Genomic DNA, 15065 nt, shown 5'->3' with positions numbered 1-15065 from the left:
TTATTACCCGACTCGCGCGATGCGCTTTGGTTCAGCACGCAATGCGGCAAAACGCGAGTTGGTAATTGTCAAATCACTGCCTACAATCGGTTTTCATGCCGATGCGCGAAGCCCTCCGAATCATGCACCGGCCTGGCCTATGGCGCATGCACACGCAGTTTTTCGAGGATCCAAGCTATGCTGAACCCGTCGAAATCCGATTGCATCACGATTCTCTCGGCCGCCAGCGAACTGGCCGACGATTCAATGTTGCCGCTCGATCATGGCCGGCTGGGCCTGAGCCGCAACGGCATGCAGACCGCGCTGGCCTTTCTGATCGAACGGGCCTGCTTCCGGCGTCATCAGGGAGGTGACGGCCATTATGCCGTCGGCGGATTGTCGTTGCAGGGGCGTTTACGGCTGGATCAGCTTTCGAACGGCTGACTGCCTGTTGTGCGGGCTTGCGTCGCGAGCGTTCTGCAGTGCAGCTACCTTGTGTCTGACACGCATGTGTCGCGCGCCTCCGTTTTGCTGCGCTGCTGCGCTGCTTCGTTGCGCCGCTTCGCTTCGCCGTTCAATTTCGCTGCTTCGCTGTGTTACCTGTTGCATCGCCGCAGCCGCGGTCGATACTCCTGCCGTCGCTCGTAATGGCGGTCCGCGTGTTCGTACGAGACGGCGCCGGGCCGATACTGCACCCGGTCGTACGTCCCCGTGCTGCTTTTCTATGGCTGACGGCTACCGCCGCCTAGAAATGCGACGACCCCACGCCGAAGATCCCAATGATGCCGATGATGATCAGATAGAGCGCGACGATGTAGTTCAACAGGCGTGGCATGACGAGAATCAGAATGCCGGCGATCAGCGAAACGAGCGGGCCCAGGCTGAGTGTGACGTTCATGAAGACTCCGTAGTGTGAGATGGGTGAGACGCGGTTGAAAAAACACCCCGCCAGGCGGGACAATTGCTACGCATGCAGCTGACGCGGCTCGACTGAATCCCTGTAGCCGGATTCGCTGCATGATCCGACGCAACGCTTCTATACTTGCCTCGATAAAACAATTCGACCGACTGCGCGGCAGACCAGAGACACCATTACAACCGAATCAACCGAATAACCGATGAAGAGGAGGTCATATGCTTCGTAGTCAACGGGCTGCAGTGCACGCCATTTCAAGCTCTCCTTTACCTTCTACTGCTCAATCCACCTCATGGCGCGGCGCGCGGCCAACTCCTCTGCGCTCCGCTCGCTCGATAATAAAAGGTTTCGTGCTCATGGTCTCGATTGTTGCTTCGCATGCGTTTGCGCAAGATTCCGGCCCGGTTCCCGCCGACGGCGTCTATGACATGCTGGTCGGCACTTATACCGGCGGCAAGAGCGAGGGCGTGTACGTCTACCGTTTCGACACGAAGACGGGCGAAGCGACCCGCGTGTCGGTCGCGCCGACGGTCAACCCGTCGTACCTGGTGGTGAGCCGTGACCGGCGCTTCGTCTATGCGGTCAACGAATTGCCCGGCGATAACGGTCCGGCGACGCAGCGCGGCGGTATCAGCGCGTTTCGCTTCGACGCCGCGAGTGGCCAGCTGACCTTTCTCAACAAGGTCTCGTCGGACGGCAATGACCCGTGCTATTTGAGTTTGTCGCCGGACGGCAAATATCTGCTGACCGCCAACTACTCGGTGGCTGCCGATCCGGGCGGCAGCTTTGCGGTGTTCCCGTTGCAGGCGGATGGCCAGGTGGGCGCGTCGGTGCTCACGGTGCATCATGAAGGCGGCGGTCCGGTGAAGGGACGTCAGGACAACTCGCACGTTCACTCCACCGTGTTCTCGCCGGACGGCCACTATCTGTTCGCGCAAGACCTGGGTGCCGACAAGCTGTACTCGTACCGCTACACGCCGGACGGCAGCCGCGGCCTGTTCGGCCCGACCGACTGGCGTTACACCCAGGAGAAAGCGGGCACGGGCCCGCGTCACCTGGTGTTCGGCGCGGACGGCAAGCATGCGTACCTGACGAGTGAGTTGGCCGGCACGGTCACTACCTTCAACTACGCCGACGGCAAGCTCACGCAGGTGCAGACGCTTTCGTTGACGGAGCCTGGTTTCAAGGGTGCCGTGGGCGGCTCGGCGATTCACCTGTCGCCGGACGGGCGCTTCGTCTACGCGTCGAATCGCGGCGATGCGAACGATATCGTGATCTTCTCGGTCGATCCCACCAATGGTCATCTGAAGAAGATTGGGCACCAGTCGAGTCTCGGCAAATCGCCCCGTGAATTCGCGATCGACCCGACCGGCAATTGGCTGATCGTCGGCAATCAGAACAGCGGCACAGTGTATGTGTTCAAGCGCGATCAGCAGAGTGGATTGCTTGACGCGAATCCGAAGCGTATCGAGATCGATTCGCCGGTGGACTTCAAACTGGTGTCGCCGTCGTGAGGCAGGGCGCGCGCCACATGGACATGGTTGAGGCCGCGTTCAGCGCTCGATATGAATACGAGTACTGTGAGGCGAATGCGTGTAAGCATTCATTGGCCGGCCGTGATCTGAAGGCGCGCGCCGCATAAAAAACGGGCCGCTTCTGAACTACACCGCAAAAATTGGACAATTTGCGACTAGGGCCGTGAGGGGCTGAGTCCTGTACATCACAGGACCCAGCCCGTTTGGTTTCCGCAGGCTTTTGTAGGCCCGTCGTGTTTATTCCGCCGGTCCCGGCGCGAGCACTTCACGGCTGCCGTTGATGCCCATTGCCGACACCAGGCCCGCTGTTTCCATCTGCTCGACAAGGCGTGCCGCGCGGTTATATCCGATACGCAATTGCCGCTGCACCGACGAGATCGACGCGCGCCGCGTGCGCACCACGAAGGCAACGGCTTCGTCGTAAAGCGGATCGGCTTCGGCATCCGGTGTGTCGCCGAACAGGTCGGGCGACGCACCTTCGGTGGCCGGACCGTCGAGAATGCCTTCTTCGTATTGCGGTTCGCCGAACTGCTTCAGGTACTCGACGATCCGATGCACTTCCTCGTCGGCGACGAAGGCACCGTGCACGCGCTGCGGGTAACCCGTGCCCGGCGGCAGGAACAGCATATCGCCCTGGCCGAGCAGCGATTCGGCGCCCATCTGATCGAGAATCGTGCGCGAGTCGATTTTCGACGACACCTGGAATGCCACGCGCGTCGGAATGTTCGCCTTGATGAGGCCGGTGATCACGTCCACGGACGGACGCTGCGTCGCCAGAATCAGGTGGATGCCGGCGGCGCGTGCCTTCTGCGCGAGACGCGCGATCAGCTCTTCGATTTTCTTGCCGGCGACCATCATCAGGTCGGCCAACTCGTCGATCACCACCACGATCAGCGGCAGCGGCGCGAGCGGTTCGGGTGCTTCCGGCGTCAGCGAGAATGGGTTGCCGAGCTTCTTGCCCTTGGCTTCCGTATCGCGAATCTTCTGGTTGAAGCCGGCCAGGTTGCGCACGCCGACCGCGGACATGAGCCGATAGCGCTTTTCCATTTCGCCGACGCACCAGTTCAGCGCGTTGGCGGCCAGCTTCATATCGGTGACGACCGGCGCGAGCAGATGCGGAATGCCTTCGTATACCGACAGCTCCAGCATCTTCGGGTCGATCATGATGAGCCGCACTTCTTCAGGCGTCGCCTTGAAGAGCAGCGAACAGATCATGGCATTGATCGCCACCGACTTGCCCGACCCCGTCGTGCCTGCCACCAGCATGTGCGGTGCCTTCGCCAGATCGGCGACCACCGGATGTCCGGTGATGTCCTTGCCCATCGCCAGCGTCAACTGCGAATGTGAGTTCTGATAGACGCTTGCTTCGATAATTTCGGACAGGCGGATCGTTTGCCGCTTGGCATTCGGCAATTCGAGACCCATGCAGGTTTTGCCGGGAATCGTCTCGACCACGCGAATCGACGTGAGACCGAGGCCGCGCGACAAGTCCTTCATCAGGCCGACGATCTGACTGCCGCGCACGCCGAGTGCCGGCTCGACTTCGAAGCGCGTGATGACCGGACCGGCCGAATGACCGACCACAGTCACCGGCACCTTGAATTCCTGCAGACGCTGCTCGATCAGCAGACCGGTTTCGATGAGCTTTTCTTCTGAAACGGGTTCGACGTCGGTGTCGGCGAGCGCGAGCAGGTCGAGGGTCGGCAATTCGACCATCGATGCCGCGGGCGCGCGGAATTCGAAGCCGTTGGCTGGGCTGTGGCCGCGCAGCGGCGCGTGCTGGACGATGGCTTCTGCAGGTTCTGTGGGTTCCGCAGGCTCGGGCGGCTCCGACGGCTCGGGCGGTTCGATTGCGACGCGGGCTGCGGATGGTACGGCTTGAGCGGTAGCTTCGCTCGCGCTCGCGACGTGCCATGGCGGCGTGGCACGCTGCATCGGCACGGCTTCGCCCGGAGCGATGATGCTGACTCCGTGCGTTACGTCCGCCGTATCAGCAGTAGAAGTCATGTGCGACGCTACAACTTGCGAAGACACCGCAGGCTGAGCGAACGGCTGCGCTTGCTCGTTGCGCAAAGTTTCGGCGCGCGCCGTTTCTGCGGGAGCGGCGATGCTGGCAGCATCAGACACCGCAGCAGCCTGAGCGATCGGCTGCACGCGCTCAGCCGATGCGTTTGCATTGCTATTGCTGCTCTGATTCGCGAATTGCGTCGGTTCGTCTTCGACGAATGGTGGCAAGTCCGTTTGCGCGCCACTCGCCTGCAACTGGGTCGCGAAGATTTGAAACGGCGTGGGCGTGGGCACCGGTGTCGCATACTGCGTGGCTGGGGCTGGGGCTGGGGCTGGTGTCTCAGCTTCTGCTGACGCCTTCGCCCATGCTTCTGCTTCAGGTTGCGCCAACGCCTCCGCCGGTGCGTCTGCTGGTGCCGATGCCGATGCCGCGACCAACGGTGTTTGAATGATCGGTGGCTCAATCGGCCATTGCACGACGGGCTCGGCGCCTTCCTCGATTTGCGCCTCGACCGGCACCTCGAACGCGGCTTCGATTCGTGGCGTTTCGACTGGCGACTGCGCCGGCCTATGTTCCAGCGCGGCCTCGGCAACATCATGCAAAGGCGTGCTTACGTCCGGCACCGCGGCCATTTCAAGGTCGCTTGCACGCGACGGAGCCATGCCCGACTGCCCAGCCCCGACCGGCGGCTCGGTGCTCAACGGAGTCGTGACCATCGTGTTTTCCGCGCCGCTGCTGCGCGCGAGGCTGACGCCGGCAATGTCGGTCCAGCGTGCGGCGTTTTCCGCGATGCTGCGAAGCGTCTCCTGGACGCTGGCCGGCGGCGTGACTTTCTGCGCGGTGGCCATGGGCCGGGTATAACTGGGTGCCGGTGAGTTGAACGAAGTCGGACGCCGCGCTGGCTGCGCCGGCGTGACGTTGGCGTTCACGCGCGAAGCGGGCGAGAACGGTTGCTGGGCCGTCGTAGAACGACTTCCTTGAAATCCTCCAGCGGCTGAACTTTGCGTCGTCGACGGACGGCCCGCGCCAGCCGAGGCAGGTGTCGCCGGACCGGTGGCCAAGCCTGACACCGGCCGCGCTGCCGCCGTGACGGGCGCCGCTTGTGCCGCCGCGGCCGAAGCGGCGACGGCACCCGCGACACCCGCCACACTCGCGATGCCCGAGCCGGTCGCCAACGATCCCAGCGGACGTTGCTCGCCGGCAGAGCGTCGGCCAACCTGTGACGCACCATCGCGAGCCGACGTCGCTATTGTTGCCGATCCCGCCGCCAAACCGGCAGCAGAGGTGGTCGCGCGCGGCGCCGTTGCCGGTTCACGCAACCATCCGGCCGGCGCAACCGGTTCGGCCGGCATCCATGCAGCCTTGTCCGCGTTCAGCGAGTGCGTCGGCGTCTGTGCCTGCGTTGGCACTTGCCGCGGCGCCTGGCGCGGTGGCGTCCCGGCTGACGTGTGCAGCACCGACTCCGCTTGTGCGGCCTGGCTGCGCGTCTTTACCACGCCTGCGCGCCAGCTCGCCCCGGCGCCACGCGCCGCTGCGTCCCTGGGCGTAGTAGCACCGGCCGCACCGCCAGCCGCAGCCGCGCCGCGACCGCTCGCCGGCGGCCGCCAGACGGTCGGGCGCGCGTAACGCCCATTGCTTTTAGGCGCCATCGTATTGGTGGACGGTGAAACGTGCGACGGCAAACCGTCGTCGACGCTGCGATGGCGGCGCGCTTCCTCGTCGCGTTTGGCGAGGCCGCGCGACAGGCCGAGGCCGAATGCACCGTCGGCCCACACGGCGACGTCGCTCCAGCGGAAGTCGATCAGCCAGGGCAGGCTGATCACGAGGAGGGCGAGCGCCGCGAGTGGCGTGCCGATATGCCCGAGCAGATGACCGAATCCCGCCGCCAGCGCATGGCCGACGCCATTCACGCCAGCCGCGCCGATCAGCGACGCCTCCAGGGTACAGCTCGCCACCATCACGCAGACGAAGCCGAGCCAAAGGCGGATCGTGCCGGGGCCGCGCAAACCTGCGCCGCCTGGCAGCACCGACTTCACGAGGCGCCACAAAAGAGGAATGAACCAGACGGCTGACCCGCCGAACCAGCCGAAAACTACCGTGTGCATGCTAGACATCAACGAATGACGGACGCGCAAGAACGCAATCCGTCGAGTTTAACCGGGGAAGCCCGATGCTTCGAAGGCAGACGCAAGTATGCTTGCGTCCAGATGGGAAAGCAGGCCGGTGCGCGGCCTGCCGTCGGTGAAAAACAACGGCTGCTACGATAGCCCGTGCGCGCCATGCGGACAGCATTGGCTGCTGCGGGCCATCCGCTTGTCTGCCCGCGGATCGAGCCGCCTATGTGTCACTTCGCGCTGCTGTCGAACGTCAGCGTATCGCCGTTGTCGAGCACCAGTTGCATCTGCTGCGGCGCGCGCATCTGCACGCCGGTGCGGTCGATGTGCGTCAGCGCGTTGAGATACGCCCCTTCGATCTGTCCGCCCGGCGTCATGCATGCCATGCGCGTGCCGCCCAGCGTGCCGAAGCTCAGCTTGCCGTCTTTCAGCGCATACGAGCCCATGTAGCGGTTACAGCCGGAAAAGCCGCTGGCGTGGCGCTGGCCTTTGTCGGTGGAGAGCACGAGCGTGATCGGCGCGCCCTGATCCGCGGACGGAATCGCTCGCACCGTGCCGTCGGCCTGTTTCCAGCCGCTGAGCACCCAGCTGGTGTCGTCGAGCAACTGGGTGGCGGCCGGGTTGAACGGGTCGGGCGGTGCGGCTTCCGAGTCGGGATGTTTCGGCATGGCGCACGCGCTGCAAAGCGCGGCGACGCTCAACGCGGCAATGACCGTGCGCGCATAAGGGATGAAGCGCGCAACACGTCGCGCGGAGGAGCTTTGGAGCATGACGTCGTTCCTCTTCAAACTGGCGAAGGCGTAAGGGTAACGCACTAAGCTCGCCGCACGCGAGCGCTACGGCGTGAGAGCGGACTTAAACACGTGCGTCGCATCGGGTGCGCATCGGGGTGCGCATGTTAACATCGTGTTCTCCCCAATCCCACCCTCATCCGACTTTTTCTGGAGACCCCATGCAGATCGGCCAACGGATCGGCACGCCCCTTTCTGAATCCGCCACGCGCGTCATGCTGCTCGGCGCCGGCGAGCTCGGCAAGGAAGTGATCATCGCGCTGCAACGGCTGGGCGTCGAAGTGATTGCCGTCGACCGTTATCCGAACGCGCCGGGCCATCAGGTCGCGCATCGCTCGCACGTGATCGACATGACCGACCGCGCCGCCTTGCGCGCGCTGGTCGAACAGGAGCGCCCGCATCTGATCGTCCCCGAGATCGAAGCCATCGCAACCGACGCGCTCGCCGCGATCGAAACCGACGGCCTCGCCGAAGTGATCCCGACCGCGCGGGCCACGCAACTCACGATGAACCGCGAAGGCATCCGCCGTCTGGCCGCTGAAGAGCTCGGCCTGCCGACCTCGCCATACGCATTCGCCGATTCGCTCGACGAACTGCGCGCGGGCATCGCCAAGGTCGGCTATCCGTGCGTGGTGAAACCGGTGATGTCGTCGTCGGGCAAGGGGCAGTCGGTGCTGAAGAGCGACGCGGATGTCGAACCCGCCTGGCAACACGCGATGGCGGGCGGGCGCGTGAATCACGGCCGCGTGATCGTCGAAGGTTTTATCGACTTCGAATACGAAATCACCCAGCTGACGGTGCGCGCAATCGATCCGGCGAGCGGCGAAGTCAGCACGTATTTCTGCGACCCGATCGGCCATGTGCAGGTGGCGGGCGACTACGTCGAATCGTGGCAGCCGCAGCCGATGAGCCCGCTCGCGCTCGAACGGTCGCGCGAAGTGGCGCATAAGGTCACTGCGGCATTGGGTGGCAGGGGCCTCTTCGGCGTGGAACTTTTCGTGCGCGGCGATGACGTATGGTTCTCGGAGGTGAGTCCGCGTCCGCATGATACGGGTCTCGTCACGCTGTGCTCGCAACGCTTCTCGGAGTTCGACCTGCATGCGCGCGCGATTCTCGGCTTGCCGGTGGATACGTCGCTGCGGGCGCCGGGTGCGTCGGCGGTGATTTACGGCGGTCTGGACGAAACGGGTATCGCTTTCGAAGGCGTCGCGGCGGCGTTGGCTGTGCCGAATGCGGATCTGCGGCTCTTCGGCAAGCCGGAGAGCTTTGCCAAACGCCGCATGGGCGTGGCGCTCGCCACCGGCGAGACCATCGAGGAGGCCCGCTCGCGCGCGAAGCAGGCCGCGGTGGCGGTGCGGCCGGTTTCCACGAAGTAAGTAACGCGTATCAGAGAGCGCCCGGTCGTCCTGCAGCGCGGTGATGCGCAATGAAACAGTCGCTTGCCTCGCAAGCTCGCCGGGCGCGAAACCCGGCTCATTGAAGTTCGTTGAAGTAGAGGTGCGTATGACCCTGGGTTCCCGCAAGAACATGCGGCTTGGAAGGCTGGGCCATTTTGGCGCACTTGGCGTGCTGCTCGCGCTGTGTGCCGGGATGACAGGGTGCGGCCTCGCCGCCGCGCCTTGCCGGGTTGCTTCGGCCGGCTTGAAGATCGTGCCGCTGGTTGGGCACGTGGCTGCCGCGCCGACCGACGCGTGCGCCAACGTGATCGATCCATAAGCGTCAATCCGCGCGGGCTCACGGTGCGGCCATAAGCGTTCCGGATGCGCACAATACTGCAGCCCCAGCCGCAACTCCGGCGGTTTAACCTAGTCGCAGCGCAAGGCGCACCCCCATGCTTGATGTGCAACAACGATCGAGGCATCTCATGAAGAAATGGCTTGTTGCAGTCACTGCGGCGGTGGGTCTTGCTGCGCTGTACGGCAATGCGTGGGCCGCGCCTTTGCACCTCGCCGAGATTCAGGCGAAGAATCGCCAGACGCACAAATACACCTGCGCGACCGGCAAGATTCTGCAAGTGACCTACTGGAACACGGCAAACGGCCAGAGCTTCGCGCTCGTGCCTGTAAAGGGCCAGCAACTGCTGTTCGTCAACACGATATCGGCCTCCGGTGCGAAGTATCAGGCCGGCAGCTACACCTGGTGGACGAAAGGTCCACGCGCCGACCTGTACGATGCGACGGATGGCGAGAACGCCCCGCCGATGCTGTCCGACTGCGTCACCATCAATCGCTGAGCATGATGCGGCGGCTTTCTTCAAACACCCCGCCGCCTGTCTTACCTGACCGTTATCTCTGCTGTGCGGCGCTGCCCGCCTGCGCACATCCTTTCCGTTCGAGTAGTAAGCTGTCCGGCATGGCATCCGCTGTGTCCGCTTTTACTGCTGTCCCCGCTGTGACCGTTATGTCGGCCCGCGCACGGTTCGCGTGGCTGTCGTCGTCTTCGATCGTACGTTTTCGGACCTCAACGGGCGGGCTAGCTGCCCGCGTCCGTTTCATCAAGCGAGACCCTCCATGAAAGCATCGGACCTGTTCGTCAAATCGCTGGAAGCCGAAGGTGTCGAGTACGTGTTCGGCATCCCCGGTGAAGAGAATCTCGATCTGCTCGAATCGTTGCGCCGCTCGAAAATTCGCCTGATTCTTACGCGTCACGAGCAGGCGGCCGGTTTCATGGCCGCCACGTATGGGCGTCTCACCGGGCGCACCGGCGTGTGTCTGGCCACCCTCGGGCCGGGCGCGACCAACTTCGTGACCGCTGCCGCATACGCGCAGTTGGGCGGCATGCCGATGCTGATGGTGACCGGGCAAAAGCCGATCAAGTCAAGCAAGCAGGGCCATTTCCAGATCGTCGACGTGGTGCGGATGATGGAGCCGCTCACCAAGTACACGCGGCAGATCGTATCGATCGCCAACATCCCGGCCGCAGTGCGCGAGGCGGTCCGCCAGGCGGAAGAAGAGCGTCCCGGCGCCGTCCACCTTGAATTGCCCGAAGACGTTGCGGATGAAGAGGGCGACGGCAAGCCGATTCCGAAGAGCTTCAGCCGCCGTCCTGTCGCCGAGGAAAAAGCCGTGGCGCGCGCGGTCGAGGCGATCACGAAGGCGAAGCATCCCTTGCTGATGATCGGCGCGGGCGGCAACCGCAAGACCACCACCAAGATGTTGCGCGAATTCGTCGACCAGATCGGCATTCCGTTCTTTACGACGCAGATGGGTAAGGGTGTGATCGATGAATCGCACCCGATGTGGCTAGGCAACGCCACCTTGTCCGACGGCGATTTCGTACATCGTGCGATCGACCACGCGGATTGCATCATCAATGTCGGGCACGACGTGATTGAGAAGCCGCCGTTCTTCATGCGCAGCGGTGACACGGGCGAGAAGACGGTGATTCACGTCAACTTTCTCGGTGCGGAGGTCGATACGGTGTACTTCCCGCAGATCGAAGTGGTCGGCGACATCGCCAACGCGGTGTGGCAGCTCAAGGAAAGTCTCAAGGAGCGGAAGGAACACTGGGACTTCACGCGCTTCAAGGAGATCAAGCAGCACTTCGAAGCGCATCTGGTCAAAGGTCAGCACGACGACCGTTTCCCGATGTACCCGGTGCGGATCGTCAACGACGTCTACGAGACCACGCCGGTGGATGGCATCGTGTGTCTGGACAACGGCATGTACAAGATCTGGTTCGCGCGCTACTACCGCGCGCACGAACCGAATTCGCTGCTGCTCGATAACGCATTGGCGTCGATGGGCGCCGGCTTGCCGTCGGCGATCGCGACCAAGATCGTGCACCCGGATCGCAAGGTCATGGCTGTATGCGGCGACGGCGGTTTCATGATGAATTCTCAGGAGCTGGAGACGGCGGTGCGGCTGAAGCTCGATCTGGTGATCCTGATTTTGCGCGACGACGCGTTTGGCATGATCCGCTGGAAGCAGGAGAACATGAACTTCCCGGACTACGGCATGACGCTGAGCAACCCGGATTTTGTCGCGTATGCAGAGAGCTACGGCGCGAAGGGGCATCGCATTGAATCGGCCGCGGAGTTCGCGCCGCTGCTGCGCGAATGTTTCGTGACGCCGGGCGTGCATGTGATCGATCTGCCGATCGACTATTCGGACAACGAGCGCGTGCTGAATCGCGAGATCAAGCGGCTCTCCGCGCAACTATGAATGGCGGCGGGCGCCAACGAGAAACAGCCGGGCAGGAAGCTGGCCGCATTCGCGCCGACCAGGCATGGATGTCGCGCTGATAGCGAGCGGCGGTGAAACCGCTGAGGCGGCGCGCCGGGGCACAGCCCTTGCTGGTTGCATGCTGCTGATGAGGCACTGGATCAAGGAGAACGCGTCATGTTGAACAAGACTTACCCGTACTACCTCGCCAACGTTGCGGTGGCCGCCAACACCGATCTCGAAGTCACGGATAAATTCAGCGGCGAAGTGGCGACCCGTGTGGCGATGGCAGACGCGGCGGCGATCGACAAGGCGATCGGCTATGCCGTCGACGCGATGCCCGCATTGCGCGCCTTCCCGCCGTTCAAGCGCCAGGCCGTGCTCGAACATTGCGTGAAGCGCTTTCGCGAGCGTTACGACGAGTTGGCGCTCGCGCTGTGTATCGAAGCCGGCAAGCCGATCAACGACTCGAAAGGCGAGGTCACGCGCCTGATCGATACGTTCAAGGTGGCGGCTGAGGAGTCGGTGCGCATTGACGGCGAGATCATCAATCTGGAGATTTCGCCGCGGGCGAAGGGTTATCACGGCTATGTAAAGCGCGTGCCGATTGGTCCGTGCTCCTTTATCTCGCCGTTCAATTTTCCGCTGAACCTGACCGCGCACAAGGTCGCGCCGGCGATCGCGGCGGGCGTGCCGTTCGTGTTGAAACCGGCCAGCCGCACGCCGGTCGGCGCTTTGATCATGGGCGAAATTCTGGCGGAAACCGACTTGCCGAAGGGCGCATTCTCGATCCTTCCCGCGCATCGCGACGGCGCCGATCTGTTCACCACCGACGAGCGTTTCAAGCTGCTTTCGTTCACCGGCTCGCCCGCGGTGGGCTGGGAACTGAAGAAAAAGGCTGGCAAAAAGAAGGTGATTCTGGAACTGGGCGGCAACGCGGCGGCGATCGTCGACGGCGATCAGGGCGAGAAGCTCGATTACGTGGTCGACCGGCTGGCGTTCGGCGCGTTCTATCAGTCGGGGCAGAGTTGTATTGGCGTACAGCGGATTCTGGTGCATGCGAAGGTCTATGATGCGTTGCGTGAGAAGCTGATTGCCAAGACGAAGTCGCTGATCATGGGCGATCCGAAGGACGAAAAGACCTTTGTCGGGCCGATGATCTCCGAATCCGAGTCCAAACGTCTTGCCGGCTGGATGGAAAGCGCCGTGCAGACGGGTGCGAAGATTGTTGCGGGCGGCAAGGTCGAAGGCGCGATGTTCGAGGCCACGCTGCTCGAAGGCGTCAAGCGCGACACCGATCTGTATCGAAAAGAAGCCTTCGGACCCGTGGCGATTCTGGAGCGTTTCGACGATTTCGAAGCCGCTCTGGCAACCGTCAACGACAGCGACTTCGGCCTGCAAGCCGGCGTGTTCACCGATTCGCTCGCCCATGCGCACCGTGCATGGGATGTGCTCGAAGTGGGCGGCGTGGTGATCAACGACGTGCCGTCGTTCCGGGTCGACAACATGCCTTATGGCGGCGTGAAGGACTCGGGGCTTGGGCGCGAGGGCGTGCGCTACGCGATCGAGGACATGACCGAAATGCGCCTGATGGTGATGCGCGAGACGTGGTAGGGCACCGGCTGTCACGCAACTGTCGTGTCAACGAACTACGCTCGCCAGCGAGGCGCTGGGCGGCTTCGCAGCCATTTGCCGAAGTTTGGCGGCACGCCCGTCAGCCGGCTTTCGCCTGCGTAAGCAGAAAGCCGGCGGATGCGCCATGAGTGTTTTTGCTGAAGTGCTACAATACCGGCCTTTCCGGCGGGTGTTTCCGCCGGCCGGAGCCGGCCGCATTTTTCCCGTGATACTGACGGGTCCCGTGCGGAACGCCGTGGCTCCGCCTTCATCCTGATGCCCTCTGCGGTTCCGACCGCTGCCGCGCGCACCCGCGCCAAGCGCATTTTTAGCGAAAGCCACCATGTCCGACACAGCCGTCACGCCCAGTACTGCGACTTTTGATCAATTCGGTCTCGCGCCCGACATCCTGAAAGCCGTCAAAGAATCGGGCTACACCATCCCTACGCCGATCCAGGAGCAGGCGATTCCCGTCGTGCTGGCCGGCCGGGACATGATGGGCGCCGCGCAAACCGGCACCGGCAAGACCGCGAGCTTTTCGCTGCCGATCATCCAGCGCTTGCTGCCGCAGGCCAGCACGAGCGCATCGCCCGCCCGTCATCCGGTGCGCGCGCTGATCCTTACGCCGACCCGCGAACTGGCCGACCAGGTGGCCGCGAACGTGCAGTCGTACGCGAAGCACACGGCGCTGCGCAGCGCCGTGGTGTTCGGCGGCGTCGATATGAATCCGCAGTCTGAGCAGTTGCGCCGCGGCGTCGAAATTCTGATCGCCACGCCGGGCCGTCTGCTCGATCACGTGCAACAGAAAACCGCCAATCTCGGCCAGGTGCAGATCCTCGTGCTCGACGAAGCCGACCGGATGCTCGACATGGGCTTCCTGCCGGATTTGCAGCGCATCCTGAACCTGCTGCCGAAGGAACGTCAGACGCTGCTGTTTTCAGCGACGTTCTCGGGCGAAATCAAGAAACTTGCCGCCACGTATCTGCGCGACCCGCAGACGATCGAAGTCGCGCGCAGCAATTCGACTGCGACCAATGTGACGCAGATCGTTTATGAGGTTGCCGAGGGCGACAAGACCGGCGCTGTTGTTAAATTGATTCGCGATCGCGGCCTTAAGCAGGTGATCGTGTTCTGTAACAGCAAGATCGGCGCGAGCCGGCTGGCGCGCAGCCTGGAACGCGACGGCGTGATCGCCACCGCGATTCACGGCGACCGGACGCAGAATGAACGGATGCAGGCTCTGGATGCGTTCAAACGTGGCGAGATCGAGGCTTTGGTGGCGACTGACGTCGCTGCGCGTGGTCTGGATATCGTCGAACTGCCCGCTGTGATCAATTTCGATCTGCCGTTCAATGCGGAAGACTATGTGCACCGGATCGGGCGCACTGGGCGCGCTGGCGCGTCGGGCGATGCGTTGTCGCTGTGCAGCCCGAATGAGCGTAAGCAGCTTGCCGATATCGAGAAACTGATCAAGCGGCCTTTGGAAGTGCAACACCTGACCGTGGATACGCCGGTGCGGCATCATCACGAAGAGCGTCCGCCGCGGCGTGAGCGCGTTGATGGCCGTGCAGAGGGCCGTGACGAGCGGGGCGGTCGCCGGCGTCCGGGGGCTTCGTCTTCGGGTTCGTTCGATCGGCCGCATCATCATCGCGCGCAGCCTGTGGATGATTTCTTCCTCAAGCCTTATGAGCCGTCGGCGGCTTCTGTTCGGAAGGGTGAGGAGGCGGCTGCCTCGTCTGCTGCTGCTCCGCAGAAGTCGGCTTCCAAGCAGCCTTTAGCTGCGCTGCTGGGTGGGTTTGGGATGCCCAGGAAGTTGCCTTCGTCTTCCTGATTGTTGTTTGGGTTTTCAGTTTTTGGTTTTTGGGTTGTACGCCTGTCGCGTTGGCCTTTTCTTGATTTCTTAGTGGTTTATTAGCGTTTGCCCCTGTGCGGGGCAGCACCTACT

The 15065-nt window shown here is 63.1% G+C and carries 11 protein-coding genes; 8 read left to right on the top strand and 3 right to left on the bottom strand.

Going from position 1 to position 15065, the window contains the following annotated elements; translation table 11 throughout:
* Positions 1–177: 177 nt before the first annotated feature.
* Positions 178–423: a hypothetical protein gene (locus PQR40_RS33230; protein ID WP_408240008.1), complete on the top strand. Its 246-nt coding sequence runs from the start codon at positions 178–180 to the stop codon at positions 421–423.
* 301 nt (positions 424–724) lie between these two features.
* Here PQR40_RS33230 and PQR40_RS33225 read toward each other — a convergent pair whose 3' ends face one another.
* Positions 725–877, bottom strand: a complete 153-nt coding sequence (locus tag PQR40_RS33225) for a DUF3096 domain-containing protein (RefSeq protein WP_007175701.1) — start codon at positions 875–877, stop codon at positions 725–727.
* 236 nt (positions 878–1113) lie between these two features.
* Here PQR40_RS33225 and PQR40_RS33220 point away from each other — a divergent pair, with 236 nt between their 5' ends.
* Positions 1114–2409 carry a lactonase family protein gene (locus PQR40_RS33220; RefSeq protein WP_408510724.1) on the top strand — a complete coding sequence of 432 codons (1296 nt, stop codon included), beginning with the start codon at positions 1114–1116 and terminating at the stop codon, positions 2407–2409.
* Between the two features lie 258 nt (positions 2410–2667).
* Here the strand turns inward: PQR40_RS33220 and PQR40_RS33215 are convergent, their stop codons facing one another.
* Together PQR40_RS33215 and PQR40_RS33210 are read right to left on the bottom strand one after the other, a co-directional pair.
* A complete protein-coding gene (locus PQR40_RS33215) occupies positions 2668–6543 on the bottom strand; it encodes an FtsK/SpoIIIE family DNA translocase (RefSeq protein WP_408510723.1) in 3876 nt (1291 codons plus the stop codon).
* Positions 6544–6782: 239 nt separating this feature from the next.
* Positions 6783–7322 (bottom strand): META domain-containing protein, encoded by a 540-nt coding sequence (locus PQR40_RS33210; protein ID WP_408240017.1) that lies wholly within the window; start codon positions 7320–7322, stop codon positions 6783–6785.
* 182 nt (positions 7323–7504) lie between these two features.
* On the opposite strand from PQR40_RS33210, the gene purT reads away from it, so the two are divergent.
* From purT to PQR40_RS33180, 6 genes are all read left to right on the top strand, one after another.
* Positions 7505–8719: a formate-dependent phosphoribosylglycinamide formyltransferase gene (gene purT, locus PQR40_RS33205; RefSeq protein ID WP_408389997.1), complete on the top strand. Its 1215-nt coding sequence runs from the start codon at positions 7505–7507 to the stop codon at positions 8717–8719.
* 127 nt (positions 8720–8846) lie between these two features.
* Positions 8847–9059: a DUF6726 family protein gene (locus PQR40_RS33200; RefSeq protein ID WP_408240035.1), complete on the top strand. Its 213-nt coding sequence runs from the start codon at positions 8847–8849 to the stop codon at positions 9057–9059.
* Positions 9060–9207: 148 nt separating this feature from the next.
* Complete coding sequence (locus tag PQR40_RS33195) at positions 9208–9576, top strand: MliC family protein (RefSeq protein WP_408240023.1); 369 nt, start codon at positions 9208–9210, stop codon at positions 9574–9576.
* 277 nt (positions 9577–9853) lie between these two features.
* Positions 9854–11506, top strand: a complete 1653-nt coding sequence (locus tag PQR40_RS33190; RefSeq protein WP_408240026.1) for an acetolactate synthase large subunit — start codon at positions 9854–9856, stop codon at positions 11504–11506.
* Positions 11507–11683: 177 nt separating this feature from the next.
* On the top strand, positions 11684–13120 hold the full coding sequence (locus PQR40_RS33185) for an aldehyde dehydrogenase family protein (protein ID WP_408389999.1): 1437 nt from the start codon (positions 11684–11686) through the stop codon (positions 13118–13120).
* A gap of 343 nt (positions 13121–13463) precedes the next feature.
* Positions 13464–14951: a DEAD/DEAH box helicase gene (locus tag PQR40_RS33180; protein ID WP_408240032.1), complete on the top strand. Its 1488-nt coding sequence runs from the start codon at positions 13464–13466 to the stop codon at positions 14949–14951.
* Positions 14952–15065 lie beyond the last annotated feature (114 nt).

Source organism: Paraburkholderia sediminicola, assembly GCF_046026855.1.
Classification (GTDB): Bacteria; Pseudomonadota; Gammaproteobacteria; order Burkholderiales; family Burkholderiaceae; genus Paraburkholderia; species Paraburkholderia sediminicola_A.
Note: the sequence above shows the minus strand (reverse complement) of the source record. Positions and strands in the feature narration are given on the sequence as shown.